The organism is Cupriavidus sp. 2KB_3, from assembly GCF_052115685.1.
Taxonomy (GTDB): Bacteria; Pseudomonadota; Gammaproteobacteria; order Burkholderiales; family Burkholderiaceae; genus Cupriavidus; species Cupriavidus campinensis.
Genome location: NZ_JBFRHD010000007.1, coordinates 190,672 through 205,444, shown reverse-complemented (window position 1 = coordinate 205,444; position 14,773 = coordinate 190,672). Strand labels below are relative to the sequence as shown.

Here is a 14,773-nt window from a genome sequence, read left to right as displayed (position 1 = left end):
GTGGCGCCAAGGGCCCCACATCACCCACCAAAGTAGGGCAACTGCCATGAAACCGCGCAACGGATTGCAAACAAATGTCAATCCGGATTGTGCAGCGCGGTGCAGGTGCGGAAAAATGCGCCCCTATGAAACGGAATACGCGTCAATGTGTGCATCTGCTGATCGCCGGTTTGCAGCGCGAGGGTCCGCTGCGCCGCGACGCGCTGGCTGACGCCAGCGGCCTGTCCGCCGAGGAGACCACCCGGGCGTTGAAGGCCGCGCGGCAGATGAGCGTGATCGACCATGTGCCCTACGGTCCGGGCACCCTGCCCGCGGCAGTCTATTACCAGCTGACGGGACGCGAACTGCCGCCCGCGCGCAAGAGTACGCGCGTGCCGCCCGCGCCCGACAACCGCTTCCAGCCCCTGCTCGACGCCTGGTGGAACAGCGACGAGCTGGACCGCGTCTGAAGGCCAGCGCTACGCCCGGCGCGCCGCCCGCTCCAGCGCCGTGAGGCGGGCCTCGAGATCGTCCAGCCGCCGGATCACCCGGAACAGCTGGGCACCCGTGACGGCATCCGTGCTGCGCGCACTGATCTCACCCTGACGCAGCCCGGTCACCTGCGTGGACGGCAGCGCGACCTTGCCCCTGCCTGTGTCGCTGAATGCCACCAGCGTGTTGTCCAGGCCGCCATCCCCGTTCACCAGCAGGCCCGCATCCTTCAGCTGCCCCACCGTCACGACCTCGTCGTCATGCCTGCCAGCCAGAACGTGGCCGATGTAGCGGCCTGCCGCGTTGTTGCCGACGGACACAAACTGATCGCGATCGCAAATGGAGAACGCGCCGAGCGCCACGCCGCCGTCGAGCTCCACCTTGGCGGACGCCCCGACGGCCGTTGCAAAGCGATTCGTGACGCGGAGACTTTGCCCGACGCCGACCGAGCCGTCGCCGGACACCTGCACGTCGCCACCGAGCGCCAGTCCCCAGGACCCTTCGGCACGCGCACCGTACCCCAGGGCCACGCATTCCTCGCCGGATGCGTAAGACTTGCCCCCCACCGCAATGGACGCGCCGGACAAGGATGCATTGGCACCGCCGCCGATGGCGATGTTGTTGGCAAACGTGGCAGTGGCGCCGCCGCCAATCGCCACCGCATTCTCGCCATAGGCGTTGGCGTCGCTGCCCAGCACCACCAACCCGTCGCCGGGCGGATCTGTGTCGACATAGGCCAGGGAGCCGATCACCACGCCCCGGCCTGCACCCGAATACGAGGCACCCTCGCCGATCACGACACTGCCCGCGCCCCCGGCCACGGCGGACGGCCCGATCGCCACGGCTTCCTGGCCAGTGGCCTGGCTATCGGGTCCGGTGCTATTGGCACGGAAGTACTTGGCGCCTTTGTCCTTGTCTTCCAGCGTCAGGGCATCGACACGCTGCTTGAGCGCCAGGAATTGCTGCCGGGTCACGTACTGGTCCGCATGGATCGCCGCCCTGCATGCCTCCATGCTTGCCGGCACGCCTGCCTTGTCGGAGACGTCGGTCTGAGAATTAGCCATTGATGGACTCCTGAAGTTGGCATTGGCCAAGGGAGGGTCGTCACGGAGGCGCCATGGCACGTGACATGGCCATAGTTCCACGCCACCCTTCAGGAGTACATGGATTGCGGCAGTGCTTATTTCTCGCGGCGGTAGCGCGCCTGCATGATCTGCATCCATTCGCCGTCATCGCCCTGCATAAATGAGGTCAGCGTGCGGTTGTCGTCGTCCTGGAAGGCGATCACGTCGCGGAATTTCGAGGTCTTGCCCGGTACCAGCTTGCCTTCCGGCGTGAAGGTCGGGCCATCGGCGCGCAGGGTCAGCGTACGGCCATCGGCCTCGAGGTCGCCCTCGTAGATCCACATGTGGGTCATCATCGACCCGATGAAGGTGCCCACGAAGTGCTTGCGCGTGGGGTCATAGCCCAGCGTCATCACGGTGACGGCGTGCCCGCAGCCGGGCATCTCGCCTTCGGAGCGGCCCTGCACCCAGAGGTCGCCCACGGCGCCTACCTGCTCGGGAATCTTCCACGTCTGCGGCGGGGTGTCCGGCCCCATCACTGCCTCGCCTTCGGCCATCCATTTGCCCACCAGCTTCTGCAGCCAGCGGTGTTCGTTGGTCGTTTCAGTCTGCATTGCAACGGTCTCCTGTTGATCCATGGATCTGTCGATGATGTCGCTGCACCACTTGTGTACAGCGTACACAAAAGCTTAGGAGATGGTCTCGTGCGTGTAAAGACCCGCCAATGAAAAAGCCGCCAGGATGACAGCATTGTCATCCTGGCGGCTCGCAAACCCTTGTATCTACTGGGGCAGCCGTATCTTCGGCACGATGAACTGGTTGCCGGGCGCGCGCATGACATCGCACTGGACATCGCCCTTGCGCGCCTCGCCGGCCTGGTTCACGAACTCGACGTTGCCGACTACGCTGTAGAAGTCCTCCGCCACGCGCCGCGTGGTGCCGCGCACCCAGCGGAAACGCTCCGGGTTCGGCAGCTTGGCCTTGACGGCCTCCATGCAGGCCACCGGCGCCTCGGGCGCCTCGGGGCGTCCACCGCGCTGGCCCAGTTCGATATTGACGGGCGCCTGCGCGGAAGGCCGATCAGCCGGATCGGCCGCCTCGGCAGCGAAGGCGAACGTCGGGAGCGTGGCGGCAGCCAGCGCCACCAGCAGGCGGCGCCCCTGCCGTGAAACCGGCAAAGTCATGGGATCTCTCCGAAAAACGAAAAACGGCCGACACGCGTGGCGCGCCGGCCGGCCGTCATTGTACTGCGACGGTTCAGGTCAACGTCAGGGCCAACGTCACACCGACATGTCGCGCGCCTCCGGCTTGCTGTCGTCGAACCAGCGGTACAGCACCGGCACCATCACCAGCGTCAGCAGCGTCGAGGTGATCAGCCCGCCAATCACCACCACCGCCAGCGGGCGCTGCACCTCGGAACCGGGCCCGCTCGAGAACAGGAACGGCACCAGGCCCAGCATGGCGATGGTCGCGGTCATCATCACCGGGCGGAAACGCTGCGTAGCGCCGCGCACCACCGCATTGCGCAGCGACATACCCGACTCGCGCAGCGTGCGGATGTACGACACCAGCACCACCCCGTTCAGCACCGCCATGCCCCACAGCGCAATAAAGCCCACGGACGCCGGCACGGACAGGTACTCGCCCGTGACGAACAGCCCGATGATCCCGCCGATCGACGCGAACGGCAGTACCGTGATGATCAGCGTGGCAAAGCGCAGCGAGTTGAACAGCAGGAACAGCAGGAAGAAGATCGCGGCGATGGTGATCGGCACGATGATCTTCAGGTGGCCCATGGCGCGCTCCATGTTCTGGAACTGGCCGCCCCACTCGAAGTAGTAGCCCTCGGGCAGCTTGACCTTGCTTTCGGCCGCGCTCTGGAGTTCGGCCACGAAGCCGCCCAGGTCGCGATCCTTCACGTTGATCATCACCACCACGCGGCGCTTGGCCATTTCCCGGCTGATCTGCGCGGGGCCGTCGCTGACCTCGATCTTGGCCACGGACTCCAGCGGCACCTGCACGCCGTCCGGCGCCGGCACCAGCAACTGGCGAATGGCCTGCACGTTGTCACGGAAGTCCTCGGGCAGGCGCACCGCCGCCGCAAAGCGGCGCTCGCCCTCGAAGATGTCCGTGGCGCGCTTGCCGCCGATGGCAATCTCGATGATGTCGTGGATGTCCGACACGTTCAGCCCGTAGCGCGCAATCGCCTGCCGGTCGATCTCGATCGACAGGTATTGCTGGCCCGAGATCCGCTCGATGCGCACGTCCTGCGAGCCCTGGATGCCGCCCGCGACCCGCGCGATCTCGCCGGCCAGCTCGCGCAGCTTGTCGAGGTCGTCGCCGAAGATCTTCACCGCCACGTCGGAACGCACGCCGCTGACCATCTCGTCCACGCGGTCCGAGATCGGCTGCGCCATCACGATCTGCACGCCTGGAATGGCCTTGAGCTTCTCGCGGATGGCGTTGGCGATGTCGTCCTGGGTCCAGCCGTCCGGCCACTCATCGCGCGGCTTCAGGCTGGCGATGGGCGTGGACTCGTTCTGGCCCTGCGGGTCGGCCGGGCTCTCGCCCCGGCCCACGCCGGACACCACGGACTTCACGCCCGGCACCTCCAGCACGAGCTTGTTGGCCATCTTCTCGAGCTTGATCGACTCCTCGAGCGAGATGTTCGGCACGCGGTCGATGGCGGGCACGATGGAGCCCTCCTTCATCTCGGGGATGAACGAGGTACCCAGCAGCGGCACGATCAGGATCGTCGCAACGAACAGCCCCACCGCCGACAGCACGGTGGTCTTGCTGTTCTGCAGCGCCCAGTGCAGCAGGCGCAGGTAATTGCGCTTCATGAACGCGATGATCTTCGTGTCATGCTCGGCACCGCCCTTGAGCAGGTAGGCGGACAGCACCGGCGACAGCGTCAGCGACAGGAACAGCGAGATCGCCAGCGCAATCGAGATGGTGAAAGCCAGCGGCGCGAACATCTTGCCTTCCATGCCGGACAGCGTCATCAGCGGCAGGAACACCAGGATGATGATGCCCACCCCCACAATCACCGGCGTGGCCACCTCCTGCACCGCCTTGACGAGGATCTCGGTCCGGGTCAGCCCCGATTTCTCGGCATGGCCCAGCCGCTCGAACGCGTTCTCCACCACCACCACGGACCCATCCACCATCAGGCCGATGGCGATGGCCAGCCCCCCCAGCGACATCAGGTTGGCCGACAGCCCCACCTTGTTCATCACGATGAAGGTCATCAGTGGCGTGAGCACCAGCGTGGCCAGCACGATCACCGACGAGCGCACGTCCCCGAGGAACAGGAACAGCACGATCACCACCAGCACCACGCCTTCCAGCAGCACCTTGGTCACGGTCCACAGCGCGGCGTCCACCAGTTCGCTACGGTCGTAGTACGGCACGATCTGCAGCTTGCCGGGCAGCATGCCGCGCTCGTTGATCTCGGCCACGCGGGCCTTCACGCGGCTCACCACTTCCTTGGCGTTGCCGCCGCGCATCATCATCACGATGCCGCCCACGGCCTCGGTCTGGCCGTTCTTGACCAGCGCGCCCTGCCGCACCTCGTGGCCGATGGTCACCTGCGCCACGTCGCGCAGGTAGACCGGCGTGCCGTTGACCTCCTTCAACACGATGCTGCCGATGTCGTCCACGCCCTTGGCCAGGCCCACGCCGCGAATCAGGTACTGCTCGGCATAGTGCGGCAGCACGCCGCCGCCCGAGTTGGCGTTGTTGCGCGCCAGCGCCTGGTAGACCTGCTGGATGTTGACCCCGTAGTGGCGCATCCGCTCCGGGTTGACCAGTGCCTGGTACTGCCGCACGTAGCCGCCCTGCGAGTTGATTTCCGCCACGCCGGGAATCGAGCGTAGCAGCGGCCGCACCACCCAGTCCTGGGCGATACGGCGCTCGGACAGCTCCTCCTGCGTCAGTTCGCGGTTGCCATCGTCGGCGCGGTCCAGCGTGTACTGGTAGACCTCGCCCAGGCCCGTGGAAACGGGGCCGAGCACCGGCGTCACGTCCGCCGGCATGCGCCCGCCCACCTCGATCAGCCGCTCCATCACCAGCTGGCGCGCGAAGTAGACGTCGGTCTTCTCCGTGAACACCAGCGTGATCAACGACAGGCCCGCCTTGTTCAGCGAGCGCATTTCCTCGAGGCCGGGCAGGCCGGTCATCGACATTTCGATGGGCACCGTGACAAAGCGCTCCACTTCCTCGGGCGAGCGGCCGGTGGCTTCGGTGGCGATCTGCACCTGGACGTTGGTCACGTCCGGAAACGCATCGACCGACAGCTTGCCGGCGGCGCGCAGGCCGAAGAAGAACAGCACCACGGCAATCACGCACACCACCAGCCGCTGCTTGATAGCGGCTTCAACCAGGGATGTCATCATGGCCGCTTACCCCTGTTCCAGGCGCTTGCGTTCATTGTCCAGATGGAACGCGCCCTCCACGACCACGCGGTCGCCCGGCTTGATGCCGCTCTGCACCACGCGCATGCCGTCGCTCTCGGCGCCGAGCTTGACCTTGGTGATGCGGTACTGGCCCGGGGAGGTCTCTACGTAGACCTGCTCGTCGTTGCCATCGCGCACCACGGCGGACTCCGGCACTACCAGCTGGTCCACCGGCTTGCCGGCAATCAGCATGCTGGCCAGCATGGCCGGCTTCAGGCGCCCTTCCTTGTTCTCGAGTTCCGTGCGGACCAGCACGGTGCGCGACTGCGGGTTCACGGTGCGGCCGACGTAGATCAGCTTGCCCGTGATGCGGCCGGCGCCGGTGGCCACCGACGGCACCTCGATATCCACGCTCTGGCCCTCGGCCACCTGGGCGGCCTGCTGCTCGGGCACCTCGGCGACTACCCAGACCCGCGACAGGTCGGCCACGGTGTAGAGCGCATCGGCGGGCTGCACCACCTGGCCCTGGGCCACGTTGCGCTCCACCACGGTGCCCTGGATGCTGGAGTAGACCGGCGAGTACGAGTCGATGCTGCCGTTCTTGGCCAGCGTGGCAATCGAGGCCACGGACATGCCGAGCACGCGCAGCTGATCACGATAGGCGCGCATTTCGGCGGCGGCAATCGCGTATTCGCTCTCGCGGCGTTGCAGTTCGGCACGGCCGATCACATCGGCGGCAAACAGCTGGCGCGCGCGCTCGGCATTGCGCGCCTGCAGCGCGCTCTGCGCCTCGGCCTTCAGGAAAGCCATCTGGGCGGCGCCCAGCTCGCTGCTGTGCAGGCGGGCCAGCACCTGGCCGGCCTTGACCTCCTGGCCGAGGATGCCGTACAGGTCGGTCACCCGGCCGGTCACGCTGGCGCCGATGCGGGACACGCGCTGTTCGTCGAAATCGATGCGGCCGGACACGCGCAGCATCTCGCTGAACGGGGATGTGGCCACGGGGGCCACCTTCAGCGTTTTCTGGAGGTTCTCTTCGGGCTTGACGATGCCGGGCGGCAGCTTGGGCGCCTCGGCGGCCGGCTCGGGTTTATCGGAGCAGCCGGCCACGGCCATCAGCATGACCGCGGCGGCGGTCAGGGAAAGCAGGCCACGTGGACGATAGGGATGATGGGAGCGCATGATCAGTTCGGAGTCGGCGGATTCGGGGAGTCGGACATCGACGGCGCACCGGAGGCACCGGGTGCGACACCGGCGGCGGTGCCGGGGGCAGTCGACATGAGCTTTTCAATCTGGATGGCGGCAACCTGGAGTTCGTACTGCGCGGCGATCAGTTCGCTGCGGGCGTTGCGCAGCACGCGCTGCGCGTCCAGATAGTCGAGAATGCCCCGCTCGCCGAAGCGGTAGGCGGCCTCGGCCACGCCCAGCGCGGACTCGGCCTCGCGCACGATGCCGGATTCCAGCGCCGTGACCTGCGCCTGGGTGATCTCGTACTGGCGGTAGGCGGTTTCCAGCTCCTGGTTGAGCTCGAACTCGCGCGCCTCCAGCGCGGTGCGGGCCTGCGTGGCCTGCGCCGCCGCCTCGCCCACCGGGCCGCTGCGGCGGTCCCACAGCGGAATCGTCATTACCAGGCCGATCTGCGACACGTTGTTGTCGGGCTGGCGGTCCGTGCTGGCGCGCACGGCCACTTCCGGCCAGCGCAGCGAGCGCTGGTAGTCCACGCCCAGCCGGGCGCGCTCCAGTTCCATGCGGCGCTGGGCCAGTTCGGCGTTGCCGGCCTGCATGGTGTCACGCAGCACGGGCAGGTTCGGCACGTCCGGGGCATTGCCCAGCGTGCCGGTCAGGCGGAAGTTCGGCGGCAACGCGCCGCCCACCTGCTGGCGCAGCGCGGTCTTGGCCTGCTCGACGCGCAGCTCCGTGGTCTGGAGCGTCTTCTGGGCAGCCAGCAGTTCGGTTTCGGCCTTGATCAACTCGTAGCGCGGCGCTTCGCCCACGTCCACGCGCACCTTGGCGCGGGAATGGATCTGGCGCATCAGGGCCAGGTCTTCCTGCGCGGCGGCCAGCTCGGTCTCGCGGCGCAGCACCTGGTAGTACGAGGTTTTCACGCGGGCGGAGAGGTCGCTGCGGAACGCCTGGCGCACGGCCTGCGACGCTTCCAGCCCGCGCCCGGCCATCTCCTGGCGCAGGCTGCGCTGCTGCGGATAGTCGAACTTCTGGACGAAGGCGTAGGACGGCGCATTGCCGCTGGCGACACCGGCCTCCTTTCCGTGAAGTCGTCCATACATCACTTCTACCTGCGGATTCGGATAGGCCCGCGCGGTGCTGATGGCGGCGGAAGCGGCATCGACATTGGCCTGCGCGGCCTCTACGCCCTTGTTGGTGGACTGGGCCAGCGAGAGCAGGTACGGCAGGTCGAAACTGTCGGCGGCGGCCATCGTGGCCGGTGAAGCGGCGCGCGGCAACGTCACAGGGCCGGACGGCGCGGCAGGCTTGGTGGTGGCGGGCTGCGCCACCTTGGGCGCGGCGGCGGAGCCACCAGGCACAGGCTGCGCGGCCATTGCCGGCGCCGCTACCAGCGAAAGCGACGCGACCCAGGTCAGCGTTTTATGGATAGTCATGTCGGAATCAATCGAGCGATACAACTGCCCGACGCCACCACGATGGCCAGGCGCGTCCTCGGCTGCGGCGGGCGCGGGAGGACCTGCATGGCATCACGCCGTGACGGCTCGGGTCACGGACGCCTGGGGGCGCTCAGGGGCAATGGACGGGACGACGCACGGCTGGTTAAGAGTAGTCGCTCAACGCCATAGGGGCAGAGACAACAGAGACGACAGCGTCAGAGACAGCGCGCGAGGGGGCCCGGAAGATCAGGCGAGGAGATTGGGCGGCCGGAACAGGCCGTCCGGTTGGGACGCGGAGCGTCCCGGCAGGATGGGCGCCACGTCGTCGATCGACTGGGCCAGTTTCATGTCGGGGAGATCGAACAGCGCGCTGGATTCCTCGATTTCATCGAGCAGATCCAGCGGGTCCAGCAGGTCGGCCGACCAGATATTGCAGTAGCCCGGCGGCGGCGCGTTGTCGAACAGCGCCTCGGTCTCCAGCGCGGCATCGCCGGGCAGGACGATCTGGGCGAGGTCGTCACCGGTGGCCAGCATCGCGTCATAGTCCGGCATGGCCGCCTCCACCTTCGGCGTGGACGCGAGTGCACCCGCCGCTGCCGTAAAGGACAGCGCGGACAGGCACAGGGCAGTCAGCAGAAAGAGGATGAAGCGTCTCAAAACGGGGGCGCGATGAGGGTTGGGGCGTTAGGACGTTTGGGGCACAAACCGGGACGGCGCCGGGTTCTGGCAGAACCTGCACCAGCGCCGGGGTTGCTGCGGTACAGCATTGTAACCGAACGCAACAATTGACAGGTCAGGTGGGGTAGTAGTTCCCCTAGGAATGACGTCCCCCTGCGCGAGGCCATCCGCCGCGACGGTGCTACGATCGCCGCTTTGAAACCCGCAGCGCGCCGACGCCCGCACGCGTCGCTATCGTCACATGCACCGAATTTCCCGTAGATCCCTGGTCCGGCTGACCGTTTTCCTGAGCTTCGCCACTGCCACCCTGGCCGCCCATGCCGAAGGCATCGACCTGGACTGCGACCCCGCCCTGGCCGCCACCGCCCTGCCCGCCCACCGCCTGATCTGCGACCACGCGCTGCTCTCCATGGGCTACCGCCGGATCTTCGCGGACCAGCAGCGGCTGCTGCGCGAGCAGAGGATTACTGACGCGGAGGTTGTGGCCTTCCGCAAGCAGCGCGATGCGTGCACGTCCCTGGAGTGCCTGGATACGGTGTTTTCGGGGTGGAAGCAGAAGGCCGGCGCGGTCAGGGGGCGCAAGCCGTGATGCTGGCCTTGACCGGCTCAGAAGTGCGTCCGCAGATGCCGGACGAGCGCGAGGTGATGGCCGCCCTGCAGCCAGAACTCATGGGATACCGCCAGGGCAATCAGCCATGAAGCCGCAACGACGAGAAGGTCGCACCGCCCGCTCTTCCACCAGTTCAGCGAATGGCGCCCCGCGATCCACGGTACGCCCAGCGGGTTCGGCCAGTCGGCCAGCAAGTGCATGACGCCACCGCAGGCGAAGCCGAATGCGGGGGCAGCCCAGGGATGGGTGCCCAGCGCGTGGTAGGCCCATAGCATCAGGCCAATCCACGCGATGCCCCAATGCGTCCAGGTGCGATGGGTAATCCACAGGCGCCGCGACCTCGACCACCATGCCACTTCCATCCAGTCTGGCGCGGTGCTGCCCAGCACCGCCGCCACAAACCCCACAATGCTGGCCCATCCCCACCCTTCGCCGCCGCCCTTCGCGATGACCACTGCAGCGATGACGGCCGCCGCCCATCCGGTGGCGTGGTGAGCTTTGCTTGAGGCCATGTGACTGCGCGTGTACGCCGGTGATCCATGAGGGGGCGCAATCTTGGCAGATGTGCGCGAGAAACACCAGCGCTGGATCGACCACGTCGTGGGGGGCGGGGCGCGCCTCTATGAAACCTGTGCCGTGGCCGCCTTCTCCCAACGCCACAACGTCGCGCGGCTCACCCCCAGCCGCTGCGCCGCCTGCTGACGATTGCCGCCACACTCGGCCAGCACTTCCAGCACGCGCGCACGGGGTGCGGTCGATGGCGGCGACGCAAGCTCCGGTTGTGGCGGCGCCATGATGCTGGCCGCCCCGAACAGTTCCGGGCAGTCGTGATGCAGTTCGTCGAACGCAATGCGCGCCAGATCCTCCCATTGCGAGAAGAACACCGCCATCCGCTCGCAGATATTCTCCAGCTCACGGATATTGCCCGGCCAGGCATGGGCCTGCAGCCTTGGCAGCAGGCGCGCGACCAGGGCCGGTGCGTCGAGGCGCGAGTCCAGCCGGTCCAGCGAGCGCCGCAGCAGGAACGTGGCGAGCAAGGCGATGTCCTCGCGGCGCTCGCGCAGCGGTGGCAACGCCAGTTGCAGCGTGTTGATGCGGTAGTAGAGATCCTGACGGAACTGCCTGGATGCGATCAACTGCGGCAGCGGCTGATGCGTCGCCGCGATAATCCGCACGTCGACCGGAATCGGTATGGCACCGCCCAGACGCAGGATCTCGCGCTCCTGCAGCACGCGCAGCAGCCGCGTCTGCAGCGAGACCGGCATGTCGCCAATCTCGTCAAGAAACAGCGTGCCGGTATGGGCCGATTCGAACAGCCCGCGCTTGCCCCCACGGCGTGAGCCGGTGAAGGCGCCCTCGTCGTAGCCGAACAGCTCGCTTTCCAGCAGCGCCTCCGGAAAGGCCGCACAGTTGAGGGCGACGAACGGCTTGGCGGCGCGCTTGCTCTCGTTATGAATCGCCTGTGCAAACTGCTCCTTGCCCACCCCGCTCTCGCCGGATAGCAGCACCGTGAGGTCCGTTCTGGCATAGCGCCGCGCCGTTGCGCAGGCACGTTCGAAGGCCGGGCTGGTGCCAATCAGGTTGTCGAAGCGGTTGCGCGCATTGCGCGGATGCCGGCGCTGCTGGCTGCGCAGGCTGGCATCCGCATCCTGGATATTGCGCGCGTCATACAGCGTAATAGCCGCACCCACCGTATCGCCATGCTCGCGGATCGGGGTGCGATTGGCGATCCAGTCGCGCTGCGCGAAGCGAAACACGCTGCCCCGCTCCTGCATGCCGCTGGCCAGCGTGGCTTGCAGCGACAACGCCGGCTCGATGTCCTCCAGATGCTGGCCAATCATTCTCGCCTTGACGCGGCCCAGCAGCATTTCCATCGGCGGGTTGACGGCAATCACGCGATTGTCGCGGTCGACGGCCAGCACGGCTTCCTGCAGATTGTGCAGCACCCCGTTGAGCTGGTCATACCGGCCCGCTTCCAGGCGGGCCACGCGCGCCAGTTCGATGGCATCCTCGATCCCCTGGCGCACCGCATTGATCGAATAGGCCAGGCGCCCCTGGATGCCGTACTGCTCCGCCAGCTCCATGACGATGCTGGAACCCACCACCACCGCATAGCCGTCACGCACGAGCCGCTCGAAGCACTGCCGCGCTTCGTCAGGGGTACGGTACGCGTACTGCGCCACCTCGATATTGAGCAACTCGCGGACGGCATCCAGCTCGGGAATGCATTCGCCGTACATCACCACGCCTACCCGGTTCGAGATATGCCGCGCCTGGAGGAGCGCCACCAGGATGTCGAAGCCACTGAGCTTGATGGTGGCCACGGGTGCATCGAGCGCGTTGCGCAGGATCGTGGCGTTTGCCCCTGCGCTGACGAAGACGTCGGCCGACCCATCGCGCAGGCGATCGTGCGCGGCGTCCAGTGCGGCCTCGAACGAGCCATTGACCACCTCGATCGTCGCGCGGTCGGCGAACTCGTCCAGCACCGTCATGGCGAAGCGGCTCAGGTGCTTGTAGCTGATAAAGCAAAGACGCGGCAGGCTGCCGCGCTCGGGGGAGGTGCTGCGCATGGGTCTCCTCGTCGGCCGCCTCCAGGCGCTGCGGCGCCTCTCGTGTACGTTGCACGCGTGTTTCACGGCGGTTTCATGAAATGTCTCAAGAGTGTTTCATGAAACGCGAGGCACGTCACCCTTCTTTCCGCATTCTATTAAAAATCAGTCACTTAGCGACTTTCGCATGCATTGGCACACCGATTGCACTGAATCATTCATACGAACACGGAGGAAGCAATGCAGGCGCTCGGACACATCACCGTACTTGACCTGACCCATATGCTCTCGGGCCCGTACGGCACCATGCTGCTGGCCGACCTGGGCGCACGCACGATCAAGGTGGAGCCCCCAGGCACCGGAGAAGGCACGCGCAAACTGCTTGCGGAGAGCGAGGACTACGCCCGCGACGGCATGGGGGCGTACTTCCTCACGCTGAACCGCAACAAGGAAAGCGTGTGCGTGGACCTGAAATCCGAGGCCGGCCGGGCGGTATTCCTGGATCTCGTGCGCCATGCCGACGTTGTCTTCGACAATTTCAGCGCCGGCGTGACGGAGCGCCTGGGTATCGATTACGCATCGCTCTCCAAGGTCAATCCGCGCATCATCACCTGCTCCGTCACCGGCTTCGGCCAGACCGGACCGGACCGGCAGCAGCCCGCGTTCGACCAGGTGGTGCAGGCCATGGGTGGCGGCATGTCCATCACCGGCATGGCGGATGGCCCGCCGGTACGCAGCGGCATTCCCGTGGGTGACCTGGGCGGCGGTGTATTCGGCGCCATCGGCGTGCTCGCGGCGCTGGCGGCGCGCGAACAGACCGGGGTGGGCCAGCACGTGGACATCTCGATGCTGGACGCGCAGATCTCGCTGCTGAACTACATGGCGACGATGCACCTGATGTCCGGCCTGGTGCCCGAACGTATCGGTAACAGCCATTTCGTGCACGTGCCGTACAACACCTATCCGACGCGCGACGGCCACATCATCATTGCCTGCATCGGCGACGCGTTCTTCGAACGCTTCCTGAGCGTGATCGATCATCCCGCACTGCGCGCACCCGAGTACCTGAAGCAGCCGGGCCGCTATGCCGACAAGGCGCGGATCGACGCCATCATCGCCAACGAACTGCGCGCCGAGTCGTCGGCCTACTGGCTGGCCCGTCTGCGGCAGGCTCGCATTCCGTGCGGCCCCGTCAACGATTTCGCGCACGCCTTGCGCGAGCCGCAGGTGGAGGCGCGCGACATGATTGTCGAGGTGCCACTGAAGACCGGCGAGACCGTGCGGATGCCCGGCAATCCGGTGAAGCTTTCCGGAGTGACCACGCCGGCCTATACCTGTCCGCCCGCGCTGGGCGAACACACGGCCACGGTGCTGCGTGACACGCTGGGCTATGACGACGCACAGATTGCGCGGCTGCGCGATACCGGGGCCGTAGCATGAGCGACGCACCACGCCATGCCACGCCGGACATCGTCATCACGGACGTTGCACCGCGCGACGGGCTGCAAAACCAGGCCGTCGCCATCTCCACCGATGCCAAGGTAGAACTGATCCGCCTGCTGGCGCGTGCCGGCGTACGCAGCATCGAAGCCACCAGCTTCGTCTCACCGAAGGCCGTGCCGCAGATGGCCGATGCGGCGGACGTGGTCCAGCGCGCTTCGGCGCAGTGCCCGGACCTGCGGCTCTCCACGCTGGTGCCGAATCTCAAGGGGCTGGAACGGGCGCACGGCGCCGGGGCCACCGAGATCGCGGTGGTGCTCTCCGCTACCGAGACGATGAACCAGCGCAACATCAATATGGGGCTGGACGCCGCCACCGATGTCAGCGAACAGACGCTGGTGCGGGCGCGCGAGCTCGGCCTGCGCACGCGTGCCTATGTGGCGGTTGCGTTCGATTGCCCGTTCGAAGGGCCGGTCGACCTCGATACGGTGTTGCGTCTGGCCTGCCGCATGCGGGACGCCGGCGCGGAAGAAATCGTGATCGCCGACACCATCGGCGCTGCAGCGCCCGCCGCCGTCAAATCGCGCATGGCTGCGCTGGCCCAAGCACTCGACCCCGGCACGCTGGCCGTGCATCTGCATGACACGCGCGGCCTGGGCGTCGCCAACGCATGGGCCGCGCTGGAAGCCGGCGTGCGCCGCTTCGACGCCAGCGTGGGCGGCATTGGCGGCTGTCCGTTTGCCCCGGGCGCCGCAGGCAACCTGGCCACCGAAGACCTGGTGCTGATGGCCGAGCAATGCGGCCTGCGTACCGGGATTTCGCTCGATGGACTGCTCGATGCGGTGGCATTCGCCGAATCGCTGCTGGATCGCCCCCTTGGCGGCCGCTCCAGTGCATGGCTGCGGCGCCAGCAGAGCCCTCGCAGCAAAAGCTGCACGTGAGACCG

At 66.8% G+C, this 14,773-nt stretch carries 13 protein-coding genes; 4 read left to right on the top strand and 9 right to left on the bottom strand.

Annotated elements, in window-relative coordinates; genetic code table 11:
- The first annotated feature begins 125 nt into the window (after positions 1–125).
- Positions 126–449 carry a hypothetical protein gene (locus tag AB4120_RS09675; protein WP_144196484.1) on the top strand — a complete coding sequence of 108 codons (324 nt, stop codon included), beginning with the start codon at positions 126–128 and terminating at the stop codon, positions 447–449.
- A 9-nt stretch (positions 450–458) separates the two neighbouring features.
- On the opposite strand, the gene AB4120_RS09670 is transcribed toward AB4120_RS09675, so the two are convergent.
- The 7 genes from AB4120_RS09670 to AB4120_RS09640 all read right to left on the bottom strand — a co-directional run bounded on the left by AB4120_RS09670 (position 459) and on the right by AB4120_RS09640 (position 9,207).
- Positions 459–1,535, bottom strand: a complete 1,077-nt coding sequence (locus AB4120_RS09670) for a hypothetical protein (protein WP_149138089.1) — start codon at positions 1,533–1,535, stop codon at positions 459–461.
- Positions 1,536–1,651: 116 nt separating this feature from the next.
- Positions 1,652–2,149, bottom strand: coding sequence for a DUF1579 domain-containing protein (locus AB4120_RS09665; RefSeq protein ID WP_149138090.1), 498 nt, complete (start codon positions 2,147–2,149; stop codon positions 1,652–1,654).
- 168 nt (positions 2,150–2,317) lie between these two features.
- Positions 2,318–2,719: a DUF2880 domain-containing protein gene (locus AB4120_RS09660; RefSeq protein ID WP_149138091.1), complete on the bottom strand. Its 402-nt coding sequence runs from the start codon at positions 2,717–2,719 to the stop codon at positions 2,318–2,320.
- A 96-nt stretch (positions 2,720–2,815) separates the two neighbouring features.
- Complete coding sequence (locus tag AB4120_RS09655; protein ID WP_441642180.1) at positions 2,816–5,932, bottom strand: efflux RND transporter permease subunit; 3,117 nt, start codon at positions 5,930–5,932, stop codon at positions 2,816–2,818.
- Between the two features lie 6 nt (positions 5,933–5,938).
- Positions 5,939–7,111 carry an efflux RND transporter periplasmic adaptor subunit gene (locus AB4120_RS09650; RefSeq protein WP_149138092.1) on the bottom strand — a complete coding sequence of 391 codons (1,173 nt, stop codon included), beginning with the start codon at positions 7,109–7,111 and terminating at the stop codon, positions 5,939–5,941.
- A 2-nt stretch (positions 7,112–7,113) separates the two neighbouring features.
- On the bottom strand, positions 7,114–8,547 hold the full coding sequence (locus AB4120_RS09645) for a TolC family protein (RefSeq protein ID WP_149138093.1): 1,434 nt from the start codon (positions 8,545–8,547) through the stop codon (positions 7,114–7,116).
- A gap of 249 nt (positions 8,548–8,796) precedes the next feature.
- Positions 8,797–9,207 (bottom strand): auxiliary protein of the heavy metal cation-transporting efflux system HmyCBA, encoded by a 411-nt coding sequence (locus AB4120_RS09640; protein WP_149138094.1) that lies wholly within the window; start codon positions 9,205–9,207, stop codon positions 8,797–8,799.
- Between the two features lie 262 nt (positions 9,208–9,469).
- Between AB4120_RS09640 and AB4120_RS09635 the strand changes: the two genes are divergently transcribed.
- Positions 9,470–9,817, top strand: a complete 348-nt coding sequence (locus AB4120_RS09635) for a hypothetical protein (protein ID WP_441642179.1) — start codon at positions 9,470–9,472, stop codon at positions 9,815–9,817.
- A gap of 17 nt (positions 9,818–9,834) precedes the next feature.
- Here the strand turns inward: AB4120_RS09635 and AB4120_RS09630 are convergent, their stop codons facing one another.
- Together AB4120_RS09630 and prpR are read right to left on the bottom strand one after the other, a co-directional pair.
- Positions 9,835–10,350 carry a metal-dependent hydrolase gene (locus AB4120_RS09630; protein WP_144196476.1) on the bottom strand — a complete coding sequence of 172 codons (516 nt, stop codon included), beginning with the start codon at positions 10,348–10,350 and terminating at the stop codon, positions 9,835–9,837.
- A 108-nt stretch (positions 10,351–10,458) separates the two neighbouring features.
- Positions 10,459–12,408, bottom strand: a complete 1,950-nt coding sequence (prpR, locus tag AB4120_RS09625; RefSeq protein WP_149138096.1) for a propionate catabolism operon regulatory protein PrpR — start codon at positions 12,406–12,408, stop codon at positions 10,459–10,461.
- Positions 12,409–12,627: 219 nt separating this feature from the next.
- Here prpR and AB4120_RS09620 point away from each other — a divergent pair, with 219 nt between their 5' ends.
- Together AB4120_RS09620 and AB4120_RS09615 are read left to right on the top strand one after the other, a co-directional pair.
- The gene (locus tag AB4120_RS09620) at positions 12,628–13,827 is read left to right on the top strand and encodes a CaiB/BaiF CoA transferase family protein (RefSeq protein ID WP_149138097.1); all 1,200 of its coding nucleotides are present in this window, start codon (positions 12,628–12,630) and stop codon (positions 13,825–13,827) included.
- Complete coding sequence (locus tag AB4120_RS09615) at positions 13,824–14,768, top strand: hydroxymethylglutaryl-CoA lyase (protein ID WP_441642178.1); 945 nt, start codon at positions 13,824–13,826, stop codon at positions 14,766–14,768. Before AB4120_RS09620 ends, AB4120_RS09615 begins: the two co-directional genes overlap by 4 nt.
- Positions 14,769–14,773 lie beyond the last annotated feature (5 nt).